Below are 23,122 nucleotides of genomic sequence, written 5' to 3'. Positions count from 1 at the left end.
AGGTAGCTCTGGATGCCAGCCGTCAAAGTAAAAGAGAACGAACCCTTCGACGTAGCTCTGCGTCGTTTCAAGCGCTCCTGCGAAAAAGCCGGTGTTCTGGCTGAAGTTCGTAGCCGCGAATTTTATGAGAAGCCAACTTCTGAGCGTAAGCGTAAAGCAGCAGCCGCTGTTAAGCGTCACGCCAAGAAAGTTCAGCGCGAACAGCGCCGCGCCGTTCGTCTGTACTAATACACAGACGTTCGTAGCAAGCTTCTGCCAAGCCCGGCCCTCAGCCGGGCTGTTGGCATTTGCGGATATCGCTTGATGCTTCACCGTCGACGCCGCACATGCGACCGAGACACTGCTTCACACGTCAGGGCTGGCTCTTTTGCCAGCGGTGCACGTCTCTTCTGACGAGCCTAACAAGGCTACTGACGAGCACACCTATTCTTCAAGCAGACGATCAACTGTATCGGCTGTGCCCATCGATGCGTTTCCGAGGCCCACCATTGGCCAAGACCGGACGCCCGGGCAACATTTCCATGCCGAACACTGATCAGAAACTACCCTCAGTGAATATTCGGCAGATACACTTCCTGAAGACCCATGCAGACGATGATGATCAAGCACTCCATACGTGCGCTTGAACACTTCACGGGCCCTCATTTACACGCAGTGATGACGAGAACGCCATGGCCGGGCTGATTCCCCAGAGCTTTATTGACGACCTTCTGAACCGCACCGACATCGTCGATGTTGTCAGCTCACGCGTACAGCTGAAAAAAGCCGGCAAAAACTACACCGCCTGCTGCCCGTTCCATAAAGAAAAAACGCCGTCATTCAGTGTCAGCCCCGACAAGCAGTTCTATTATTGCTTCGGTTGCGGCGCTGGCGGCAACGCCCTCGGCTTCCTGATGGACCACGACAACCTGGACTTTCCCCAGGCCGTCGAGGATCTGGCAAAAGCCGCGGGCATGGAAATCCCCCGGGAAGAAAGTGGCCGCCCGCACAAACCCCGGCAACCCACCGATTCGCCGCTGTATCCGCTGCTGACCGCGGCCGCCGACTTCTATCGCCAGGCGCTTAAAAGCCATCCGCAGCGCAAGGCCGCCGTTGACTACCTCAAGGGCCGCGGCCTCACCGGTGAAATCGCCCGCGACTTCGGCCTCGGCTTCGCCCCGCCCGGCTGGGACAACCTGTACAAACACCTGAGCAGCGACACCCTGCAGCAAAAGGCCATGATCGATGCCGGCCTGCTGATAGAAAACGCCGAGACCGGCAAGCGTTATGACCGTTTCCGCGACCGAGTGATGTTTCCGATCCGCGACAGCCGTGGCCGCATCATCGCCTTCGGTGGCCGCGTACTCGGGGACGACAAGCCCAAGTACCTGAACTCCCCGGAAACCCCGGTGTTCCACAAGGGCCAGGAACTCTACGGCCTGTTCGAAGCGCGCAAGAACAACCGCAACCTCGACGAAATCATCGTGGTTGAAGGCTATATGGACGTGATCGCCCTGGCCCAGCAAGGTCTGCGCAACGCCGTGGCAACCCTGGGCACCGCCACCAGTGAAGAGCATTTGAAGCGCCTGTTCCGCGTTGTGCCCAGCGTGCTGTTCTGCTTTGACGGCGACCAGGCCGGCCGTAACGCCGCCTGGCGTGCGCTTGAGGCCACACTGTCAAGCCTGCAGGACGGGCGCCGCGCACGCTTCCTGTTCCTGCCCGAAGGCGAAGACCCGGATACCCTGGTCCGTTCGGAGGGTACCGACGCGTTCCGTGCGCGCATCAATCAACATGCGCAGCCGCTGGCGGATTATTTTTTCCAGCAATTGACCGAAGAAGCCGACCCGCGTTCGCTCGAAGGCAAGGCTCATATGGCCACCCTCGCTGCGCCATTGATCGACAAGGTGCCAGGCGCCAATTTGCGCACGCTGATGCGCCAGCGCCTGCTGGAAATTACCGGTTTGAGTGGCGAAGCCGTGAGCCAGCTGGTGCATAGCGCACCGCAAGATGCGCCGCCAGCCTACGATCCAGGCATGGATTACGACGCCATGCCGGACTATGCCGACTTTCACCAGCCTCAGGAGGCCTTTGCCCCCCAACAGGAGTGGACGCCGAAAAAGCCCGGGGCCGGCGGCAAGAAATGGGACAAGAAACCCTGGAGCAAAAACGGCAAGCGCGGTGATCGCGATGAAGCCTACGCTCCACGCACACCCGTAGCAGTGGAAGCCCCGACGCTTATTGCGCTGCGTACGCTGATTCATCACCCACAACTGGCCGGCAAGGTTGAAAGCGCCGACCACTTTGCCAACGAAAGCAACACCTACGCCCAGGTGCTGATTGCCCTGATCGAGGCGGTGCAGAAAAATCCCAAGCTAAACTCAATCCAGCTGATGGCTCGCTGGCACGGCACGGAACAAGGCCGTTTATTGAAAGCATTGGCGGAAAAGGAGTGGCTAATTGACGGCGACAACCTTGAACAACAGTTTTTAGACACCATTAATAGGTTATCTGCGGGTCAACACACTCAGACCCTCGATGAGCTCATTAAGAGAGCAAGGCAGCCGGGATTGTCGGCTGAAGAGCAGATTCAGATAGCAAAACAGATGCGCGACCTCTTAAAACAGAATGTTTACGCATCAAACCCGACCTCAGCTGGCGTGTGAGGTCATAGCTCGGGTATAATCCTCGGCTTGTTTTTTGCCCGCCAAGACCTTCAGTGGATAGGGTGTTATGTCCGGAAAAGCGCAACAGCAGTCTCGTATCAAAGAGTTGATCACACTTGGTCGTGAGCAGGGTTACCTGACTTACGCGGAGGTCAACGACCACCTGCCTGAGGATATTTCAGATCCAGAGCAGGTGGAAGACATCATCCGCATGATTAACGACATGGGGATCAACGTATTCGAAGTCGCGCCAGATAAGGATTCCCTTATGCTGGCCGACGCTGATACCGACGAGGCCGCCGCTGAGGAAGCTGCTGCCGCGCTGGCTGCAGTAGAGACCGATATCGGCCGCACGACGGACCCGGTGCGCATGTATATGCGTGAAATGGGTACTGTCGAGCTGCTGACACGCGAAGGCGAAATCGAAATCGCCAAGCGTATCGAAGAGGGCATCCGTGAAGTGATGGGCGCAATTGCGCACTTCCCAGGCACGGTTGACCACATTCTCTCCGAGTACACCCGCGTCACCACCGAAGGTGGCCGCCTGTCCGACGTCCTGAGCGGTTACATCGACCCGGACGACGGCATTGCGCCGCCTGCCGCCGAAGTACCGCCGCCTGTCGACGCCAAAGCCGCGAAAGCGGATGACGACGCCGAAGACGACGACGCCGAAGCCAGCAGCGACGACGAAGATGAAGTCGAAAGCGGCCCGGACCCAATCGTCGCGGCCCAGCGTTTCGGTGCGGTTTCCGATCAAATGGAAATCACCCGCAAGGCCCTGAAGAAGCATGGTCGCTCCAACAAGCAGGCAATTGCCGAGCTGGTGGCGCTGGCTGAGCTGTTCATGCCGATCAAGCTGGTGCCCAAGCAATTCGAAGGTTTGGTCGAGCGCGTTCGTAGCGCCCTTGAGCGTCTGCGTGCACAAGAGCGTGCAATCATGCAGCTGTGCGTGCGTGATGCCCGTATGCCGCGTACCGACTTCCTGCGCCAGTTCCCGGGCAACGAAGTTGACGAAAGCTGGACCGACGCACTGGCCAAGGGCAAGGCGAAATACGCCGAAGCCATCGGCCGCCTGCAGCCCGATATCATCCGCTGCCAGCAGAAGCTGACTGCGCTTGAGACCGAAACCGGTCTGACGATTGCTGAAATCAAGGACATCAACCGTCGCATGTCGATCGGTGAGGCCAAGGCCCGCCGCGCGAAAAAAGAGATGGTTGAAGCGAACTTGCGTCTGGTGATCTCGATCGCCAAGAAGTACACCAACCGTGGCCTGCAGTTCCTGGATCTGATCCAGGAAGGCAACATCGGCTTGATGAAAGCGGTAGACAAGTTCGAATACCGTCGCGGCTACAAGTTCTCGACTTATGCAACCTGGTGGATTCGTCAGGCGATCACTCGCTCGATCGCCGACCAGGCCCGCACCATCCGTATTCCGGTGCACATGATCGAGACCATCAACAAGCTCAACCGTATTTCCCGGCAGATGTTGCAGGAAATGGGTCGCGAACCGACCCCGGAAGAGCTGGGCGAACGCATGGAAATGCCTGAGGATAAAATCCGCAAGGTATTGAAGATCGCTAAAGAGCCGATCTCCATGGAAACGCCGATTGGTGATGACGAAGACTCCCATCTGGGTGACTTCATCGAAGACTCGACCATGCAGTCGCCAATCGATGTCGCCACCGTTGAGAGCCTGAAAGAAGCGACTCGTGACGTACTGTCCGGCCTCACCGCCCGTGAAGCCAAGGTACTGCGCATGCGTTTCGGCATCGACATGAATACCGACCACACCCTTGAGGAAGTCGGTAAGCAATTTGACGTGACCCGCGAGCGGATCCGTCAGATCGAAGCCAAGGCACTGCGCAAGTTGCGCCACCCGACGCGAAGCGAGCATCTGCGCTCCTTCCTCGACGAGTGATACCAGAACCCCCGGCCCAGGCCGGGGGTTTTGTTTTGCACAGATAAAATTCCCCGCAACACCCCTCCCCTGAAATGCCCGTCTACACTCGAACTATTCCCCGTGCCATAACGAGACCGTTATGCCCAGATTGCCGACCGTGTTGCTACTGTCGCTGCTGACCTGGACCGCAACGGCTGGCGCGTTGACTCTCACGGAGGATGAGCGTAGCTGGTTGGCGGACCATCAGGAGCTTCGCCTTGGGGTGGACGCGTCCTGGCCCCCCTTTGAATACCGTGATGAGAATGGTCGTTACCAGGGTCTGGCTGCCGACTATGTGCGCCTGATCCAGGACCGACTGGGTGTCAGGATCAAGCTGATCGAACCGGCAAACTGGACCGCTGTACTTGAACAAGCCCGGAGCAACCAGCTCGACTTACTACCCGGCATCATGTCCACTCCGGAGCGCCAAAGCTACCTGGCCTTTACACGCCCCTACCTCGACTTTCCCATCGTCATCCTTGCCCATGAAGGCGGCGCGAAACCACGCAACCTAAAGGGTTTGTACGGGCTGAAAATTGCCGTGGTGGAAAACTATGCGCCCCATGAATTGCTGCGCACTCACCACCCGGACCTGAATCTGGTGGCGATGCCCAACGTCAGTTCGACGCTGCAAGCCCTGGCCACCGATGAAGTGGACGCAGTCGTCGGCGACTTGGCATCCAGCGTCTGGAGCCTGCGCCAACTCAAGCTCGATGGCTTGTACGTCAGTGGCGAGACGCCCTATCGCTACCAATTGGCAATGGGCGTCCCGCAGGAACAGAAAATGCTGGTGGGCATCCTGGACAAAGTCCTCGCCGACCTTAGCTCAGCCGAAACCGATGCGATCCAGCAACATTGGGTCGGCAGCTTCACCGATCACCGCACCTTCTGGGTCGACCTGCTGACGTACGGCCTGCCCGCTGTATTGTTGCTCAGTACCGTGCTGGCGGTGGTCATTCGGATCAATCGCCGGCTCAGTTCGGAAATCTCCCGCAGGGTCGCCCTCGAACAAGAACTGCGCAGCAGCGAATACCACTATCGCGGCCTGGTAGAGAGCTTGTCCGCCATCGCCTGGGAAGCGAGCATCAGCGATTTCACCTACAGCTATGTATCGCCCCATGCCGAAGATTTGCTCGGCTATCCGCGCGCCCACTGGCTGATTCCGGGCTTCTGGCGCAACATCATTCACCCGGCCGACCTCACGCGCACCGAAGCGTATTGCTACCGGGAAACCCGTGCCAATCGTGATCACAGCGTCGATTACCGGGTCATCACGGCGGACGGCCGTTGCTTGTGGGTGCGCGATATTGTCAGCCTGATTGAACACGGACATGAGCCAGTGCTGCGCGGCCTGATGATCGATATCAGCGAAGCCAAGCGCACGGAGGAAGCCCTGCAACTGTCCGAGCAGAAGTTTGCGTCGGTGTTCCAGCAATGCCCCGACATTCTGGTGATCGCCAGGCTATCCGATGGCTGCCTGCTGGAGGTCAACAAGGCATTCGAGGACCAGATTGGCCTGACCGCCGACGAGGTTGTGGGCAAAGCCGCCTCAGATCTGAATATATGGCGCATTCAGGGCGTCGGGCCGGATTTGCTGCAGCGGGTACAGACCACCAGTATCCGCAACCTGGAAATGTCCTTTCTGCGCAGCAACGGCCAAGCGTTTACGGGGCTGATCTCAGCTGAGCCTTTCCAACTCGACACCACCGAAGCTCTGGTGGTGGTGGTGCGCGATATCACCCAGCTCAAGGAAACCCAACAGCAGCTGCAAACCTCCGAAGAGAAATTCGCCAAGGCGTTCCATGCGTCCCCCGACGGCTTGCTGCTGAGTCGCCAAAGGGATGGCCTATTGATTGAGGTGAACGAAGGTTTCAGCCATCTGACCGGCTTCACCAGCGCCTCTTCCCTCGACCAATCAACCCTGGACCTGGGTATCTGGGTCGATCTCAACGAACGCAAGCACATGCTGGAGTTGATGCAGCGCGACGGCTTCGTGCGTGATTTCATCTGCCATATCCGTCGCGCCGACGGCCAGCTTCGCCTCTGCGAAGTCTCCAGTCGCCCGCTGCCCATCGGTGACGAAGACTGCATGCTGACCATCGCCCGGGACATCACCGAACGCCAGCAGATGCAGGAAAAACTGCAACAGGCCGCCACGGTATTCGAGAGCACCGCTGAAGGCGTTTTGATCACCGACACACGACAGAACATCAGTGCCGTCAATCGCGCCTTCAGTGAGATCACCGGCTACAGCGAAATCGAAGCACTCGGCCATACCCCGCGCCTGCTCGCCTCGGGCCTGCATGACAGCGCATTCTATGCGGCGATGTGGCACCAATTGACGGCCCATGGACACTGGCAGGGAGAGATTTCCAACCGCCGCAAGAACGGCGAGGTGTACCCAAGCTGGCTGACCATCAGCGCCGTGCGTAACCGCGACCAATTGATCACGCACTTCGTTGCCGTGTTTGCCGACATCTCCAGCCTCAAGCTGGCCCAGGCACGCCTGGACTATCAGGCCCACCACGACCCGCTGACCGGTCTGCCCAACCGCACCCTGTTTGAAAATCGACTGCAGGCCGCCCTTAACGGCCAGCAGGAAAGCGGCAGGCAAGGCGCGGTGTTGTTTCTTGACCTGGACCGTTTCAAACACATCAACGACAGCCTCGGCCACCCGGTCGGCGACCTGCTGCTCAAAGACATCGCCGTACGCCTCAAGCAGCAACTGCGCGACGTCGACACCGTTGCCCGCCTGGGCGGGGATGAATTCATCATCTTGCTGCCCGGCTTGCAGCAGGCCGGCGATGCCCAGTATCTGGCGAACAAACTGCTCGACTGCTTTACACCCCCATTCCAGGCCGGTGACCATGAGTTTTTTATCAGCGCCAGTATTGGCACCAGCCTTTACCCACAGGATGGCACCGACGTCGCCACTCTGGTCAAGAACGCCGATGCTGCGATGTATCGCTCCAAGGCCAAGGGCCGCAACCGTGTCGAAAGCTATACCCGCGACTTGACGGCCCAAGCCAATGAACGCGTAGCGCTGGAGCACGAGCTGCGCCGTGCCATCGAACGTGAAGAGCTGAGCCTCTATTACCAACCCAAGCGCAGCCTGTTGACCCAGGAGCTGATCGGCGCCGAAGCCCTGATCCGCTGGCATCACCCGACCTTGGGCGACGTCCCGCCCGAACACTTCATCGCCCTGGCCGAAGAGAACGGCACGATCCTGCAGATTGGCGACTGGGTGCTGGAACAAGCCTGTCGGCAGTTGCACGCCTGGCAAGAGGCTTTCGACGATTTCGGGCCACTGTCGGTCAACCTCGCAGGCGCGCAGCTGCGTCACCCCAACCTGTTGTCACGCATCGAACAACTGCTGCGCGATTACCGCCTTGAACCTGGCTGCCTGCAATTGGAGATCACCGAGAACTTCATCATGAGCCAGGCCGAAGAAGCCCTGGGGGTTCTGCATCAACTCAAACGCTTGGGCGTCCAGCTGGCGATCGATGATTTTGGCACTGGCTACTCGTCCCTCAGCTACCTCAAGCGCCTGCCCCTGGACTTCCTCAAGATCGACCAATCCTTCGTTCGAGGCCTGCCCGACGATCCCCACGACGTCGCCATCGTGCGCGCCATCATCGCGCTGGGCCACAGCATGCAATTCACCATCATTGCCGAAGGCGTGGAGACCCCCGCACAGCAAACATTCCTCGCCGCCGAAGGCTGTGAACAGATGCAAGGCTACATCGTCAGCCTGCCCCTGCCGCCGGAGCTTTTTGCCGCGAGCTTCCTTCGTACGAAGCTGGAGGATTTTTCGGATGGCACAGTGAACAAACCATCGTTATAATCCGCGACCTACTGAGGGCCTATAGCTCAGTTGGTTAGAGCAGGGGACTCATAATCCCTTGGTCGCAGGTTCGAGTCCTGCTGGGCCCACCAACTTGAAAGCCGCGCATTGCGCGGCTTTTGCGTGTCTGGTGTAACGGTTCTTTCGGCCGGACCCAGCCTGTACCATGCGTACTCATTGTCGTCCGCACCGGAGTCCCCCCCTTGCCCGCCCTAGACGAAATCGACCGCCAACTGATCGCCGCCCTGCAGCTCAATGCCCGCGAAAGCGTGGCCATGCTTGCCCGGCAACTGGGGATTGCGCGCACCACAGTCACGTCACGCCTGGCACGCCTGGAGAAAACCCAGGTGATCACCGGTTACGGCGTACGCTTGGGCCAGCGCGTCGCGGATGGGGGTTTGCAGGCTTATGTGGGGATTACCGTGCAACCACGCTCAGGCAAAGAGGTGCTGCGCAGGCTGAGTGCCATGGCGCAGGTGCAGCAGTTGTGTGCGGTCAGCGGCGAATTCGATTACGTGGCCTGGCTGCGCACCGATTCGCCGGAGCAACTGGACCAACTGCTCGACCAGATCGGCAGTGTCGACGGTGTGGAGAAAACCACCACCTCGATCATCCTCAGCAACAAATTGGATCGTGGACAGCCAATCTGATCGATAACTTCGTCACATTGACAAAAATCAGTGCAATCCGACGACACATTGCGTCTTATTAACGAGCGCTACGCTCCCTAAACTGGCTGCCATCTTTTCCTATACTCAACGGGCCATATCCCGCCGAGCCGTCAGTAAGGTCAGCCATGAGCATTCCGTCCAGCACTATCAGCAAGACCAATCGTCACCCAGCAGACGGCAAGAAACCCATCACCATTTTCGGCCCGGATTTCCCGTTCGCATTTGATGACTGGATCGAGCACCCCGCCGGGCTGGGCAGTATTCCCGCCGCCAACCATGGGGCCGAAGTGGCGATCGTGGGTGCCGGTATCGCTGGTTTGGTCGCGGCCTACGAGCTGATGAAGCTGGGGCTCAAGCCAGTGGTGTATGAAGCCTCGAAGATGGGTGGCCGCTTGCGCTCCCAGGCCTTCGAAGGCGCCGAAGGCATCATCGCCGAGCTGGGCGGGATGCGTTTCCCGGTGTCGTCGACGGCGTTCTACCATTACGTAGACAAGTTGGGGCTGGAAACCAAACCCTTTCCCAACCCGCTGACCCCGGCGTCCGGCAGCACTGTGATTGATCTGGAAGGCCAGACCCACTACGCACAAAAACTCTCCGATTTGCCTGCGCTGTTTCAGGAAGTGGCCGATGCCTGGGCCGATGCACTGGAAGCCGGCTCGCAGTTCGGCGATATCCAGCAGGCGATCCGCGACCGTGATGTACCGCGGCTCAAAGAACTGTGGAACAAGCTCGTGCCGCTGTGGGATGACCGTACCTTCTACGACTTCGTCGCAACCTCCAAGGCCTTTGCCAAGTTGTCGTTCCATCATCGCGAGGTGTTTGGCCAGGTCGGCTTCGGCACCGGCGGCTGGGACTCGGACTTCCCCAACTCCATGCTGGAAATCTTCCGCGTGGTGATGACCAACTGCGACGACCATCAACACCTGGTCGTTGGCGGCGTAGCGCAAGTGCCCATGGGCATCTGGCGTCATGTGCCGGAGCGCTGCGCCCATTGGCCGGCCGGCACCAGCCTCAGCTCGCTGCATAGAGGCGCACCACGGGCAGGGGTCAAACGCATTGCTCATGCGGCCGATGGCCGTTTCGCCGTCACTGACAACTACGGTGATACCCGCGAGTACGCCGCGGTGCTGACCACCTGCCAAAGCTGGCTGCTGACCACCCAGATTGAATGCGACGAAACCTTGTTCTCGCAAAAAATGTGGATGGCTCTGGACCGCACGCGCTACATGCAGTCGTCGAAAACCTTCGTGATGGTTGACCGCCCATTCTGGAAAGACAAAGACCCGCAAACCGGCCGCGACCTGATGAGCATGACCCTCACCGACCGCCTGACCCGCGGCACCTATCTGTTCGATAATGGCGACGACAAGCCGGGGGTGATTTGCCTTTCCTACTCGTGGATGAGCGACGCCCTGAAAATGCTGCCCCAGCCTATCGACAAGCGGGTGAAGCTGGCCCTGGACGCGTTGAACAAGATCTACCCCAACGTCGATATCAAGGCACGCATCATCGGCGACCCGATCACGGTTTCCTGGGAAGCCGACCCGCACTTCCTCGGGGCTTTCAAAGGTGCACTGCCCGGCCACTATCGCTACAACCAGCGGATGTACGCGCACTTCATGCAAAAAGACATGCCCGCCGAACAACGCGGGATTTTCATCGCCGGTGACGACGTATCGTGGACGCCCGCGTGGGTCGAAGGCGCCGTACAAACCTCGCTCAACGCGGTGTGGGGCATCATGACTCACTTCGGTGGCAGCACCCACCCAGAGAACCCGGGCCCCGGCGATGTGTTCGATGAAATCGGGCCAATCGCCCTGGCCGAGTAAGGAGCTGAACATGCGTGTCGCCCTGTACCAATGCCCGCCGCTGCCGCTGGATGTGGCCGGTAATATCCAGCGCCTGCGCCAACTGGCGCAAGAGGCATCCGACGCCGATGTGCTGGTGCTGCCAGAGATGTTTCTCTCGGGCTATAACATCGGCGCCGAAGCTGTTGGCGCGTTGGCCGAGGCGCGGGATGGGGAGTCTGCCCAAGCCATTGCCGAGATCGCGCAAAACGCCGGGCTGGCCATTCTCTACGGCTATCCGGAGCGGGCTGACGATGGGCAGATCTACAACGCCGTCCAGTTGATCGACGCCGAGGGTCAGCGCCTGTGTAACTATCGCAAGACCCACCTGTTTGGCGATCTGGATCACGCCATGTTCAGCGCAGGCGACGATGATTTTCCGGTGGTAGAACTCAACGGCTGGAAGCTGGGGTTTCTGATTTGCTACGACCTGGAGTTTCCGGAGAATACCCGGCGTCTGGCCCTGGCCGGCGCCGAACTGATTCTGGTGCCCACCGCCAACATGGTGCCGTTCGATTTTGTCGCCGACGTCACCGTGCGTTCGCGGGCGTTTGAAAACCAGTGCTTTGTGGCCTATGCCAATTACTGCGGGCACGAAGGCGAGATTCATTACTGTGGACAAAGCAGCATTGCCGCACCGGATGGCCAACGTATCGCCCAGGCCGGCCTGGACGAAGCCTTGATCGTCGGCACCCTGGATCGCCAGTCAATCCTCAGCGCCCGCGCCGCCAACCACTACCTGCAAGACCGCCGCCCCGAACTCTACGGCGCGCTGCACAAGCCCTGACCCCACGGGTTTGCTAGCATAGGCACTTCTCACGCCTCGGAAGTGCCCATGCCTGCGCCGGTTCACCCTCACCCCGTTCATCTGACCCTGGCCAATGGCCTGCGAGTATCCCTGCGCCATGCGCCGCGCTTGAAGCGTTGTGCAGCCGTTCTGCGCGTGGCGGCCGGCAGTCACGATGTGCCATTGGCCTGGCCGGGGCTGGCACACTTTCTTGAGCATTTGCTGTTTCTCGGTACCGAGCGTTTTCCGGCCGGGGAAGGATTGATGGCCTACGTGCAGCGCCTCGGTGGGCAGGTCAATGCCAGTACCCGCGAGCGAACCACCGAGTATTTCTTTGAGCTGCCGGTGTCGGCCTTCGCTGACGGGCTGGCGCGGTTGGCAGACATGGTGACTCATCCACGCCTGACGCTCGACGATCAACGACGTGAACGCGAAGTGCTGCACGCGGAGTTCGTGGCCTGGTCCGAGGACGCCAGGGCACAACACCAAGTTGCGTTGTTGCAAGGTTTAGCGGCCGATCACCCGCTGCGAGGATTCCATGCCGGCAACCGCGACAGCCTGACGGTGGAAAGCGACGATTTTCAGCAAGCCTTGCGCGAATTCCATAGGCATTTCTATCAAAGCGGGCAGATGACCTTGAGCCTCGCCGGTCCGCAATCGCTGGCAGATTTGCAAACCCTTGCCCAGCAGTTCGGTGACGAACTGATTGCCGGCCCCCTGCACCCGCAAACCGCACCACCACCCCTGATGCACGGCCAGGCACGCAGCTATCAACACACCGCCAGCCAGCACCTGCATCAGGTCATCATCTGTAACGCCCCCCGCCAAGCACTGGAGTTTCTCTGCACCTGGCTCAACGCTTCGGCGTCGGGCGGGTTGTTGGCCGAACTGAAAGCTAGCCAACTGGCCAGCGCGCTGCATGCGTCTGTGCTGTACCACTACGCGGACCAGGCGGTGCTGGATATCGACGTTACCCTCGATAGCGACCACCAACCGGCGACGCAGATCGAAGCCTTGTTGTATGACTGGCTGAGCTTTTTCGCACACAGCGACTGGAATCCATTACGTGAAGAGCTTGCCTTGCTCAATGCGCGTCAACAGCAGGTTCAAGGCGCCCTGACATTGGCTCGCGACGACAGCAAAGACCTGTCGGATCAAGGCATTGCAGCCCTCAAGGCCATGCTTGCATCGCTGCATCTGCCCGCGTCTGAACACAGTTGGCAACTCCCACCGGGCAACCCCTTTCTTCGTCCGCCGGCCAAGGAAGAACGCGCCGGTTTGATCCGCGGCCAAACCAGCGCCCATCGGGGCTTGCGTACCTTTGCCCAGGATCGCTTACGGGGCCGGAGGGAGTTATCGGCGCTGACCTTCAGCAACGCACTGGCGGATGACACCGACGAAGGCGCGCTGTACCTGCATTGGCGGTTTGACGCTGCCGTACCCGCCGGATTGGAAAACCTGTTGCAGCCGCTGCGCGAGCAAGCCCGTCAAGCGGGTGTCGAGTTGTCTTGCGAAACCATTGGCAACGATTGGCGGGTGAACATGCACGGCCTTCACGAACCGATGCCGGCCGTGCTCGAAGCGTTGGCGCGCAGCCTGAGCAGCTCGGATGCACATCTGTCATCACCGACGCCCCCGCCGATGATCGCCATTCGCGAACTTCTCAAGGCGTTGCCAGCTTGCTGCGTCGGTGTTTCAGCCGACTCCTCGGAGACACCAGCGTCGTGGTCCACTGCTCACTGGCAGGGGCTGGGTGCGGGTTTGCCTGCGGCCTGTGAAGCGGCGATCAAAATCGCCGCCGCCCGCTTGCCAGGGCAGCCGGCCAACATTCAATGCACACCTGAAGTTCTCAACGGGCAGCGGATTTGGCACCCGGTGAACACCGCATCCAGCGACGCTGCGCTGCTGCTTTTTTGTCCAGTGCCGAGCCAATCTCTCGTCGATGAGGCCAACTGGCGACTGCTCGGGCATATGCTCCAGGGCCCGTTCTACCAACGTTTGAGAGTTGAGCTGCAAATCGGCTACGCCGTGTTCAGCGGCATCCGACAAGTCAACGGGCAAACCGGCCTGTTGTTTGGCGTGCAATCGCCCAGCCTGTCACTGGGCAGGATCGCCGAACACCTGCAAGCCTTCCTGCAACAACTGCCGTCTTTGATCGAACGCAGCGCAGACGTGGGCAATCAGCCTCTTGCGCAGCAATTCACGGCGCAGGCACTCCCCGTCAGCCAAGCCGCCGATTTGCTTTGGCACGCGCAGTTGGCGGGTCATTCGTCGAGTTACCTGGATCAACTTCAACACCTGATCCAAAGCCGCACACGCGAGGACTTGCAGCACGCAGCCCAACAACTCCTTGAAGCAGCAGGCGGCTGGCGTTGCGTGGCTAACGGCCCGCGTATCAGCGATGACTGGCAAGCGGCACAATGATCGTTGCCAACCCTGCAACAGGCTTTTTCCATCGAGACAGCGCTAACTTGAAAAGAATTGCGTAACATTGCGCAGCAATATCTGAACATCTCCAGTGGGAGGTGGACTATATGTATTACTTGGTAGTGAACGTCCCATCCCTTGATAGGAGTAAGAATATGACCTGGTCCAAACCTGCTTACACTGATCTGCGTATTGGTTTCGAAGTCACCATGTACTTCGCCAGCCGTTGATTGGCTGAGTAATACAACGCCTCGGTTCGCCCGGGGCGTTTTTGTTTTGAGCTGCGCTTGATGGAGAGATCATGTTTGTCCAGATTCTAGGTTCCGCCGCCGGCGGTGGCTTCCCGCAGTGGAACTGCAACTGCGTGAACTGCGCAGGCTTTCGCGATGGCAGCCTGCGGGCCCAGGCGCGCACCCAGTCGTCCATCGCGATCTCCGACGACGGTGTGAATTGGGTACTGTGCAACGCGTCGCCGGATATCCGCGCGCAACTCCAGGGCTTTGCGCCCATGCAACCCGGGCGCGCCCTGCGCGATACCGGTATCAGCGCAATCATCCTGATGGACAGCCAGATCGACCACACCACTGGCCTGTTGAGCCTGCGGGAAGGCTGCCCGCATCAGGTATGGTGCACCGACATGGTCCATGAAGACCTGAGCACCGGGTTCCCGTTGTTCACCATGCTGACCCACTGGAACGGCGGCCTGGCCTGGAACCGCATCGAACTGGACGCCAGCTTCACCATCCCGGCCTGCCCCAACCTGCGTTTCACCCCACTGCCGTTGCGCAGCGCAGCGCCGCCCTACTCGCCGCACCGCTTCGACCCGCACCCTGGTGACAACATCGGCCTGATCGTCGAAGACCTGCGCACCGGCGGTAAACTGTTCTACGCCCCGGGCCTGGGCAAGGTCGACGCGCCGCTGCTGGATATCATGGGCGGCAGCGATTGCCTTTTGATAGACGGCACGATGTGGGATGACGATGAAATGCAGCGCCGTGGCGTCGGCACCCGCACCGGTCGCGAGATGGGCCACCTGGCGCAGAACGGCCCGGGCGGTATGCTCGAAGTGCTGGAGCAGTTGCCCAAGCAGCGCAAGGTGCTTATCCACATCAACAATACCAATCCGATCCTCGATGAAGATTCCCCCGAGCGAGCCGAGTTGGTGCGGCGCAATGTCGAAGTGGCGTACGACGGCATGAGCATTGAATTGTAGGAGCCACTGAAATGACTGACACACCGCTGACGACCGCCGAGTTCGAAGCAGCCTTGCGGGCCAAGGGCGCCTTCTACCATATCCATCACCCCTACCATGTGGCGATGTATGAAGGCCGCGCTACCCGCGAGCAGATCCAGGGCTGGGTCGCCAATCGCTTCTATTACCAGGTGAACATCCCCCTGAAAGACGCCGCGATCCTGGCCAACTGCCCGGACCGTGAGATCCGCCGCGAGTGGATCCAGCGTTTGCTCGACCACGACGGCGCACCGGGGGAAGACGGCGGTATCGAAGCCTGGCTGCGCCTGGGCCAGGCCGTTGGCCTCGACCCGGACCAGCTGCGCTCCCAGGAACTGGTGCTGCCCGGCGTACGCTTCGCGGTGGACGCCTACGTCAACTTCGCCCGCCGCGCCAGTTGGCAGGAAGCTGCCAGCAGCTCGCTGACCGAGCTGTTCGCGCCGCAGATCCACCAATCGCGCCTCGACAGCTGGCCGCAGCACTACCCGTGGATCGACCCGGCCGGCTACGAATACTTCCGCACCCGCCTGGGCCAGGCTCGTCGCGATGTGGAACATGGTTTGGCGATCACCTTGCGGCACTACACCACCCGCGAGGGGCAGGAGCGCATGCTGGAAATTCTCCAGTTCAAACTGGATATTCTATGGAGCATGCTCGATGCAATGAGCATGGCCTACGAACTCAAACGCCCGCCCTATCACAGCGTGACCGAGCAGCGGGTGTGGCATAAAGGGATCACCCTATGAGCTTTGATCGCAGCAAAATACCGACCTGGCGCCAGGGCTACCGTTTCCAGTATGAGCCTGCGCAAAAAGGCCATGTGTTGCTCTACCCGGAAGGCATGATCAAGCTCAACGACAGCGCCGCGTTGATCGGCGGTTTGATCGACGGCGAGCGCGACGTGGCAGCCATCATCGCCGAGCTGGACCAACAATTCCCCGGCGTACCGGAGCTCGGTGAAGACATCGAGCAATTCATGGAGGTCGCCCGTGCTGAGCACTGGATCACCCTTGCCTGAAAAACCCGCCATCGGCTTGCCGCTGTGGCTACTCGCCGAGTTGACCTATCGCTGCCCGCTGCAGTGCCCGTACTGTTCCAACCCGCTGGATTTCGCCGAGCAGGGCAAAGAGCTGAGCACCGAGCAATGGATCAAGGTGTTTCGCGAAGCCCGCGAGATGGGTGCCGCACAGCTGGGGTTTTCCGGGGGTGAACCACTGGTGCGACAGGACTTGGCCGAACTGATCGCCGAGGCCCGCAAGCTGGGCTTCTATACCAACCTGATCACCTCCGGTATCGGCCTGACCGAGCAGAAAATCAGCGACTTCAAAAAAGCCGGGCTGGATCATATCCAGATCAGTTTCCAGGCCAGCGACGAACAGGTGAACAACCTGCTGGCCGGCTCGAAAAAAGCCTTCGCGCAAAAGCTGGAAATGGCCCGTGCGGTCAAGGCACACGGCTACCCGATGGTGCTGAACTTCGTCACCCATCGGCACAATATCGACAAGATCGACCGCATCATCGAGCTGTGTATCGCGCTGGAAGCGGATTTTGTCGAACTCGCCACCTGCCAGTTCTACGGCTGGGCGCAGCTTAATCGTGTGGGCTTGTTGCCGACCCGAGACCAGTTGGTGCGCGCCGAACGCATAACCAACGAATACCGCGCCAAACTGGAAGCCGAGGGTCATCCATGCAAGCTGATCTTCGTGACACCGGATTATTATGAAGAGCGTCCGAAAGCCTGCATGAACGGCTGGGGCAGCATCTTTCTGACGGTGACACCGGACGGCACCGCCCTGCCCTGTCACGGCGCGAGGCAGATGCCGGTGCAGTTTCCCAATGTGCGCGACCACAGCATGCAGCACATCTGGTACGACTCGTTTGGTTTCAATCGCTTTCGCGGCTACGACTGGATGCCCGAGCCCTGCCGCTCATGCGATGAAAAGGAAAAGGATTTCGGCGGCTGCCGTTGCCAGGCGTTCATGCTCACCGGTGACGCCAGCAATGCCGACCCTGTATGCAGTAAGTCCGAGCAGCACGGCATCATCCTGCAGGCACGGGAAGAAGCCGAACATGCCACCCAGACCATCGAGCAACTGGCCTTTCGCAATGAGCGCAACTCACGGCTCATTGCAAAAGGCTGAGGGCTTCAACGCTTGGCGATGATGTACACCGCGTGGATGATGCCAGGGAAGTAACCGCACAGGGTCAGCAGGATATTCAGCCAGAATGCACCGCCGAAGCCTACTTGCAGGAACACACCCAGTGGCGGCAGCAGAATAGCGATGATGATACGAATAATGTCCATGGGTCAGCTCCAGAAAATCGGCTCGTGTGAGCCGTGTAGCTAATCGACATTGGCGGCTCGTGAGGGTTCAGTGGATTCTGGCATCGGGCCATCTCACGCCAGAATCTGCAGACCATGCTTCTTCACGACGCTCAACAACTTGAGTGCCATGCCGCTGGGCCGTTTCTCGCCCGACTCCCATTTTTTGACCGTGGAAGCACTGGTGTTCAGGTAGCGGGCAAATACAGGTTGGCTGACATGGCTGCTTTCACGCAGTTGCTTGATCTGTTCGGCAGGGATTTGGTCCGGCATGGCAGATAAGCATGCTTCATCATATTCTCGAAGCGTGGTTTTGCTGATGGCGCCGATGGCATGAAGCGCTTCGGCAGACTGATGAATGGACTCAAGCGCCTCACTTTTATACTTCTTGGTCATGATGTATCTCCACAAACTCCCTGAGATCCAGCATGCGCTGAATCTGTGCTTCGTTTAACCCTTCATAAGTTTTGGCAAGTGTTCGAAACCAGACAAGTTCGCTCTGCGTTATATTGCTTTGATCCTGCTTCGCGAACAGAAACTGATAAACCCAATAATGCCTGCCCTTGGCCAATACAACAGACCGATGCCGATTCTGGTTGAGACGTTTTTTCCAGACACCACCTCCCAGATTATCTGCCTGCCCCCTCAACATTTCGCCAAACGCCTTCCTCAACTCAGAATCGCAGATCCAGACTTTAGTGGCCGCCTCGGCAAATCGCCTTGTTTTGAACAACCTGAGCCTCATGGAGATCCCTTCCTAAAACATACCACCCAGTGGTATAGATTAAAAGTCGAGCACGTCGTGCCCCTCCGGCAGTCCTTGCCGACGCTCGCTAAAAAGCCATCGTTTCCAAAGAGACTCAATAAACGTTTTCACACCAGAAATTACTCAGGCAAAAAAACGCCCCCAGCCAAAAGAATCAGGCTGAGGGCGCCGCGTATACCGCGAGACGGTTCAGGAATTGGACGGTTAAACAGCAATGCCCTTTCGGCATTGCAGTTGCGCGGTGCGCACCCGTGAGAAGGCGCGGGCCAGGCGCAGGAGCATTTCGTCGATGTTGCTTTTGCTCACCGTCAGCGCCGGTGTGAAGCGCAGGCAGTCGGGTTGCGGCGCGCTGAGGATCAGTCCCTCTTGCAGCGCGGCTTTTACCACCGCATCCGCAGAATCATCCGACAAGGTAAGCCCCCACATCAGGCCATTCCCGCGCAATGGGCCATGGCCGTAGCGATAGGCCAGACGGGCAAGCCCTTCGCCCAGGTGACAGCCCAACACGCGTACATGCTCAAGAAAACCGGGCTCAAGCACGGTATCGGTGACGGCCAACCCAGCCGAGGCCATCAATGCATTGCCATGATGGGTACCTTCCAGCTCACCCACTTCAAAGCAACAGGCCTTGCCCCGTGCCAGCAGCGCCGCCAACGGCACACCGCCGCCCAGGCCCTTGCCCAGGGTGATGATGTCGGCATGCACGCCGTACTGTTGCTCGGCAAGCAAGGTGCCACAGCGGCCCATGCCGGTTTGCACTTCGTCGAGGATCAGCAGGATCCCCAGTTCGCGGCACAGCCGCTCGACGCCTTTGAGATAGTGTTCGGTCGCCGGGATCACGCCGGCTTCGCACTGGATCGGTTCCAGCAGAATGGCCACCGTCTGGGCATCCACGGCAGCATGCAGGGCGGGAAGATCATTGAAGGGAACGTGACTGAAGCCCGACAATTGCGGTTCGAAGCGGTTTACCAAGGTACCAGCCGAAGCGGCTAGCGTAGCGAAGCCATGTCCATGGCAACCGTTGCTGGCGCTGATAATGCGATAGGCCCCGCCACGGTGCAGTTGCCCCCACTTGCGCGCCAGTTTGATTGCCGCCTCGCAGGCTTCCGCGCCGCTATTGAGCAGGTAAGCCTGGTCGCTGCCGGTATGCTGGCAAAGGCGCTCGACGAGATTGAGTTGGGCACGGTTATGCAGGCCATTGCCGGGATTGATCAGCGCCTGGGTTTGCGCAGCCAGGGCCTTGATCAATACCTGTGGGCTATGGCCCAGGCTGTTGGCGGCATTGCCTTGGCTGAAGTCCATATAGGCACGCTCATCACTGTCCCACAGCCACGAGCCCTGGCCTCGCACAAACACTTGAGGTGGGCGCGCCACAGTGGGCATCAAATGCTCGGTTGAATGCGTGTCGCGTGGGGCATCCTGGATCAGGTCATCCAGGCTCGGGGCGGGGCGGCGGATGTTGAACAGATTCACAACTTACCCCCGTTGGCAACCTGACCTTGGTGGTTACGGCCGGACCATTGCACCTGAGTTTTTTTTGCCTTGCCTATGTAAACGCTATCAACAAAAACGCTGTTCATTGTCCGATCCGGCCCTGTAAGCCCTGCGAATAGGCGCTAGACTAGGCGTCTCGGGGGCCAGCGGCCATTTCGATTTTCCAGCTTTTTCGATAAGTAAGCCTTATGGATTTCAAGCAACTGCGTTATTTCGTCGCGGTGTATGAGGAAGGCCACGTAGGGCGTGCTGCGGAGCGTCTTTCGATCTCGCAACCGGCCTTGTCACAACAGATTCGCCAGCTGGAGCAGAACCTTGATGTAAGTCTGTTCGAACGCAGCAGCAAGCGGCTGCTGCCGACCCTGGCGGCGCACACCTTATACAACCACGCGTTGCCGCTCATTGATGGCATGCAGCAAGCCGTCGAAGCGCTACGCAACTTCAAGGGCCAGGCCATGCGGACCCTGGCCATCGGCGTGCTGCAAACCGTGCACACCAGCCTGGTGCCGCAAATGCTTGAGCGCGTGCGCAAGGCCCAGCCTCATTTGGTGGTGCAGATTTACGAGCTGACGGGGCTTGAGATTGAGCGGCGGTTGCTCAACGGCTCCCTCGACATTGGCATCAGCTACCTGCCACCACGCCAGCCAGGCCTGCACGGTGTGCTGCTGTATGAAGATGAGTTGAAGGTGGTGATTCCCGACGACCATCCGCTGCGCGAATTCAAGAAAGTCTCGCTCAAACAAGCTGCCGAGTTACCGATGCTGCTGTTGGGGGAGGAGTTTCAAGTCAGGCAGATCTGGCAGGGCCAGTTGGCCAACCTGGGGCGGCGCCCGCAGGTGCAAGCGGAGCTCAACACCATGGTGGGAATACTCGACAGCCTGCCCCACACCAAGCTGGCGACGGTGCTACCGGGGCGTTCCCAGGACGAACACAACAGCCAGGCGCTTTTGTGGAAACCCTTGAGCGAACCGAGGGTGCCATTGAAGGTGGGGCTGGTCTGCCGCGATGTGCAACGCCAACAGGCCACCGTCGCATTGCTGCGCACCCTGCTGGAAGACGTGATGAATGCCCCGCAGGCAAGCGCCTGACTTTTTCGCGGGCAAAAGAAAACCCCGCCGAAGCGGGGCTTTGCAGACTGTTTCCCTGACATCCATTTCACTCCGCCGTCCTGGCAGAATCCTACGTGTCCGTGTTGTTGCTTTGCGCTTCCTGCGCGACGTCCATGTGAAGTAGATTATCCGTGGATCCAATTTGGCGATAGAGGACGATTAGCAGCACGTCATGTAAGAGATTGCTTACACGCCCTACAGGCCCTTAAAACAGTGCTTCATCCATCAGGAACAGCGATTCGCTACCAGCTTTTACCGACGCGCTCAACGAATGGATACGCGGCAGCAGACGGGCAAAGTAGAAACGTGCAGTCCCCAGTTTGCTGGCGTAGAAAGCCTCCTCGGCCTCTTTGCCCAACGCGGCCTTGGCCATGCGCGCCCACATATAGGCGTAGGCCATGTAGCCGAATGCATGCAAGTACTCCACCGACGCTGCGCCGATTTCATTCGCGTTGCTCTTGGCGCGGTCCAGTACCCAGGCCGTCAATTCATCCAGGTTATCCACCGCTGCGCTGAGCGGCGTGGTGAACTCGGCCAGCTCGGCCCCCGATTCAGCGATGAACTGGCGGATCTCATCGGCGAACAGCGTGTAGAACGCACCGCCGCTGCCGACGATCTTGCGTCCCATCAAATCCAGCGCCTGAATGCCGTTGGTGCCTTCGTAGATCTGGGTGATGCGCACGTCACGCACCAACTGCTCCTGGCCCCATTCGCGAATATAGCCATGGCCACCAAACACTTGCTGGCCGAGCACAGTGGTTTCCAGGCCCAGGTCGGTGAGGAACGCCTTGGCCACGGGTGTCAACAACGCCACCAGGTTATCGGCGCGCTCGCGCGCCTGCGCATCGTCGCTGAACTTGGCGATGTCCAACTGCGTCGCCACGTAGGTGGAGAACGCACGACCGCCTTCGTTGGCCGCCTTCATGGTCAGCAGCATACGGCGTACGTCCGGATGCACGATGATCGGATCTGCCACTTTATCCTTGGCCTGTGCACCCAGCGGGGAGCGGCTTTGCAGGCGGTCGCGGGCGTATTCAATCGCGTTCTGATAGGAGCGCTCGCCGGAGGCCAGGCCCTGGATGCCCACCCCCAGACGCTCGTAGTTCATCATGGTGAACATCGCCGCCAGGCCACGGTTAGGCTCACCGACCAGATAACCCACGGCTTCGTCGAAGTTCATCACGCAGGTCGCGGACGCCTGGATCCCCATCTTGTGTTCAATCGAACCGCAGGTCACCGGGTTGCGCGCGCCAAGGCTGCCGTCGGCGTTCACCATGAACTTGGGCACCAGAAACAGCGAGATGCCCTTGGGCCCCGCCGGTGCATCCGGCAGTTTGGCCAGCACCAGATGGATGATGTTCTCGGTCAGGTCGTGCTCGCCACCGGTGATGAAGATCTTGGTGCCGCTGACCTTGTAGGAACCGTCCGCCTGAGGCTCGGCCTTGGTGCGAATCATGCCCAGGTCGGTGCCGGCATGGGCTTCGGTCAAGCACATGGAACCTGCCCACTCACCGGAATACATCTTCGGCAAGTACGCGGCCTTGAGCTCTTCGCTGGCGTGGGTGTTGATCGAGACACAGGCGCCGGAGGTCAGCATCGGGTACAGGCCGAATGCCAGGCTCGACGAGTTGATCATTTCTTCAACCTGCGCCGACACCGCCTTGGGCATACCCATGCCGCCATAGGTCGGATCGCCGCCCACACCCACCCAGCCGCCTTCGGCGTAGGTCGCATAAGCCTGGGGGAAACCGTCCGGGGTACGCACCGCGCCGTCGGTCCAATGGCAGCCTTGCTCATCGCCGCCGCGGCTCAAGGGCGCGATGGATTTGGCGGTAACCTTGCCGGCCTCTTCGAGGATCGCCTCAACGGTTTCGGCATCAACGGTGTCTGCCAATGCCGGCAGTTCGGCCCAAGTCTTGGCGACTTCAAAAACTTCGTTGAGGACGAAGCGCATATCACGCAACGGCGCTTTGTAATCAGCCATGGCAAACCTCGTGGGAACATGAAAAGTGATTCGATAGGATCGGTTTTACAGACCCCGA

The 23,122-nt window shown here is 59.6% G+C and carries 19 protein-coding genes and 1 tRNA gene; 15 read left to right on the top strand and 5 right to left on the bottom strand.

The annotated features are described in order from the left end of the window. Positions 1-12 precede the first annotated feature (12 nt). From rpsU to pqqE, 14 genes are all read left to right on the top strand, one after another. Positions 13-228 carry a 30S ribosomal protein S21 gene (gene rpsU / locus E3O56_RS06245; protein ID WP_002551877.1) on the top strand — a complete coding sequence of 72 codons (216 nt, stop codon included), beginning with the start codon at positions 13-15 and terminating at the stop codon, positions 226-228. Between the two features lie 443 nt (positions 229-671). Further along, entirely contained in the window at positions 672-2,642 is a 1,971-nt protein-coding gene (dnaG, locus tag E3O56_RS06240; protein WP_005792066.1) for a DNA primase, read from the top strand. 67 nt (positions 2,643-2,709) lie between these two features. Then, positions 2,710-4,560: an RNA polymerase sigma factor RpoD gene (gene rpoD / locus E3O56_RS06235; protein ID WP_005792068.1), complete on the top strand. Its 1,851-nt coding sequence runs from the start codon at positions 2,710-2,712 to the stop codon at positions 4,558-4,560. Positions 4,561-4,681: 121 nt separating this feature from the next. Then, positions 4,682-8,425 carry a bifunctional diguanylate cyclase/phosphodiesterase gene (locus E3O56_RS06230; RefSeq protein ID WP_032879171.1) on the top strand — a complete coding sequence of 1,248 codons (3,744 nt, stop codon included), beginning with the start codon at positions 4,682-4,684 and terminating at the stop codon, positions 8,423-8,425. Between the two features lie 15 nt (positions 8,426-8,440). After that, a tRNA-Ile gene (locus E3O56_RS06225) sits at positions 8,441-8,517 on the top strand. Between the two features lie 111 nt (positions 8,518-8,628). After that, positions 8,629-9,075: an Lrp/AsnC family transcriptional regulator gene (locus E3O56_RS06220; RefSeq protein ID WP_003194755.1), complete on the top strand. Its 447-nt coding sequence runs from the start codon at positions 8,629-8,631 to the stop codon at positions 9,073-9,075. A 167-nt stretch (positions 9,076-9,242) separates the two neighbouring features. Further along, complete coding sequence (locus E3O56_RS06215) at positions 9,243-10,925, top strand: NAD(P)/FAD-dependent oxidoreductase (RefSeq protein ID WP_032803990.1); 1,683 nt, start codon at positions 9,243-9,245, stop codon at positions 10,923-10,925. 10 nt (positions 10,926-10,935) lie between these two features. Further along, positions 10,936-11,730: a carbon-nitrogen hydrolase family protein gene (locus tag E3O56_RS06210; protein ID WP_032879127.1), complete on the top strand. Its 795-nt coding sequence runs from the start codon at positions 10,936-10,938 to the stop codon at positions 11,728-11,730. 48 nt (positions 11,731-11,778) lie between these two features. Further along, positions 11,779-14,154 (top strand): pyrroloquinoline quinone biosynthesis protein PqqF, encoded by a 2,376-nt coding sequence (gene pqqF / locus E3O56_RS06205; RefSeq protein ID WP_248127989.1) that lies wholly within the window; start codon positions 11,779-11,781, stop codon positions 14,152-14,154. A 158-nt stretch (positions 14,155-14,312) separates the two neighbouring features. After that, positions 14,313-14,387 (top strand): pyrroloquinoline quinone precursor peptide PqqA, encoded by a 75-nt coding sequence (gene pqqA / locus E3O56_RS06200; RefSeq protein WP_003194766.1) that lies wholly within the window; start codon positions 14,313-14,315, stop codon positions 14,385-14,387. Between the two features lie 71 nt (positions 14,388-14,458). Further along, on the top strand, positions 14,459-15,370 hold the full coding sequence (pqqB, locus tag E3O56_RS06195) for a pyrroloquinoline quinone biosynthesis protein PqqB (protein ID WP_103735240.1): 912 nt from the start codon (positions 14,459-14,461) through the stop codon (positions 15,368-15,370). 11 nt (positions 15,371-15,381) lie between these two features. Then, entirely contained in the window at positions 15,382-16,134 is a 753-nt protein-coding gene (gene pqqC, locus E3O56_RS06190; protein WP_248127988.1) for a pyrroloquinoline-quinone synthase PqqC, read from the top strand. Beyond that, positions 16,131-16,406: a pyrroloquinoline quinone biosynthesis peptide chaperone PqqD gene (gene pqqD, locus E3O56_RS06185; protein ID WP_032879124.1), complete on the top strand. Its 276-nt coding sequence runs from the start codon at positions 16,131-16,133 to the stop codon at positions 16,404-16,406. Before pqqC ends, pqqD begins: the two co-directional genes overlap by 4 nt. Next, a complete protein-coding gene (gene pqqE, locus E3O56_RS06180) occupies positions 16,378-17,529 on the top strand; it encodes a pyrroloquinoline quinone biosynthesis protein PqqE (RefSeq protein WP_005792079.1) in 1,152 nt (383 codons plus the stop codon). Before pqqD ends, pqqE begins: the two co-directional genes overlap by 29 nt. A gap of 5 nt (positions 17,530-17,534) precedes the next feature. Here the strand turns inward: pqqE and E3O56_RS06175 are convergent, their stop codons facing one another. The 4 genes from E3O56_RS06175 to E3O56_RS06160 form a co-directional block, all read right to left on the bottom strand. Next, positions 17,535-17,693, bottom strand: coding sequence for a YqaE/Pmp3 family membrane protein (locus tag E3O56_RS06175; RefSeq protein ID WP_003194776.1), 159 nt, complete (start codon positions 17,691-17,693; stop codon positions 17,535-17,537). Between the two features lie 93 nt (positions 17,694-17,786). Further along, entirely contained in the window at positions 17,787-18,107 is a 321-nt protein-coding gene (locus tag E3O56_RS06170; RefSeq protein ID WP_032879122.1) for a DNA-binding transcriptional regulator, read from the bottom strand. Further along, on the bottom strand, positions 18,091-18,456 hold the full coding sequence (locus tag E3O56_RS06165) for a type II toxin-antitoxin system RelE/ParE family toxin (RefSeq protein ID WP_032879120.1): 366 nt from the start codon (positions 18,454-18,456) through the stop codon (positions 18,091-18,093). Before E3O56_RS06165 ends, E3O56_RS06170 begins: the two co-directional genes overlap by 17 nt. 225 nt (positions 18,457-18,681) lie before the next feature. Continuing rightward, positions 18,682-19,950, bottom strand: coding sequence for an aminotransferase class III-fold pyridoxal phosphate-dependent enzyme (locus E3O56_RS06160; protein WP_103735241.1), 1,269 nt, complete (start codon positions 19,948-19,950; stop codon positions 18,682-18,684). Positions 19,951-20,159: 209 nt separating this feature from the next. Between E3O56_RS06160 and E3O56_RS06155 the strand changes: the two genes are divergently transcribed. Continuing rightward, the gene (locus E3O56_RS06155; protein WP_005792083.1) at positions 20,160-21,059 is read left to right on the top strand and encodes a LysR family transcriptional regulator; all 900 of its coding nucleotides are present in this window, start codon (positions 20,160-20,162) and stop codon (positions 21,057-21,059) included. Between the two features lie 226 nt (positions 21,060-21,285). On the opposite strand, the gene E3O56_RS06150 is transcribed toward E3O56_RS06155, so the two are convergent. Continuing rightward, entirely contained in the window at positions 21,286-23,064 is a 1,779-nt protein-coding gene (locus tag E3O56_RS06150) for an acyl-CoA dehydrogenase C-terminal domain-containing protein (RefSeq protein ID WP_078822486.1), read from the bottom strand. Positions 23,065-23,122: the final 58 nt, after the last annotated feature.

It is taken from the genome of Pseudomonas sp. W2Aug9, assembly GCF_023127755.1.
GTDB classification, from domain to species: Bacteria; Pseudomonadota; Gammaproteobacteria; order Pseudomonadales; family Pseudomonadaceae; genus Aquipseudomonas; species Aquipseudomonas synxantha_A.
This window is presented reverse-complemented; position numbering and strand designations above follow the sequence as displayed.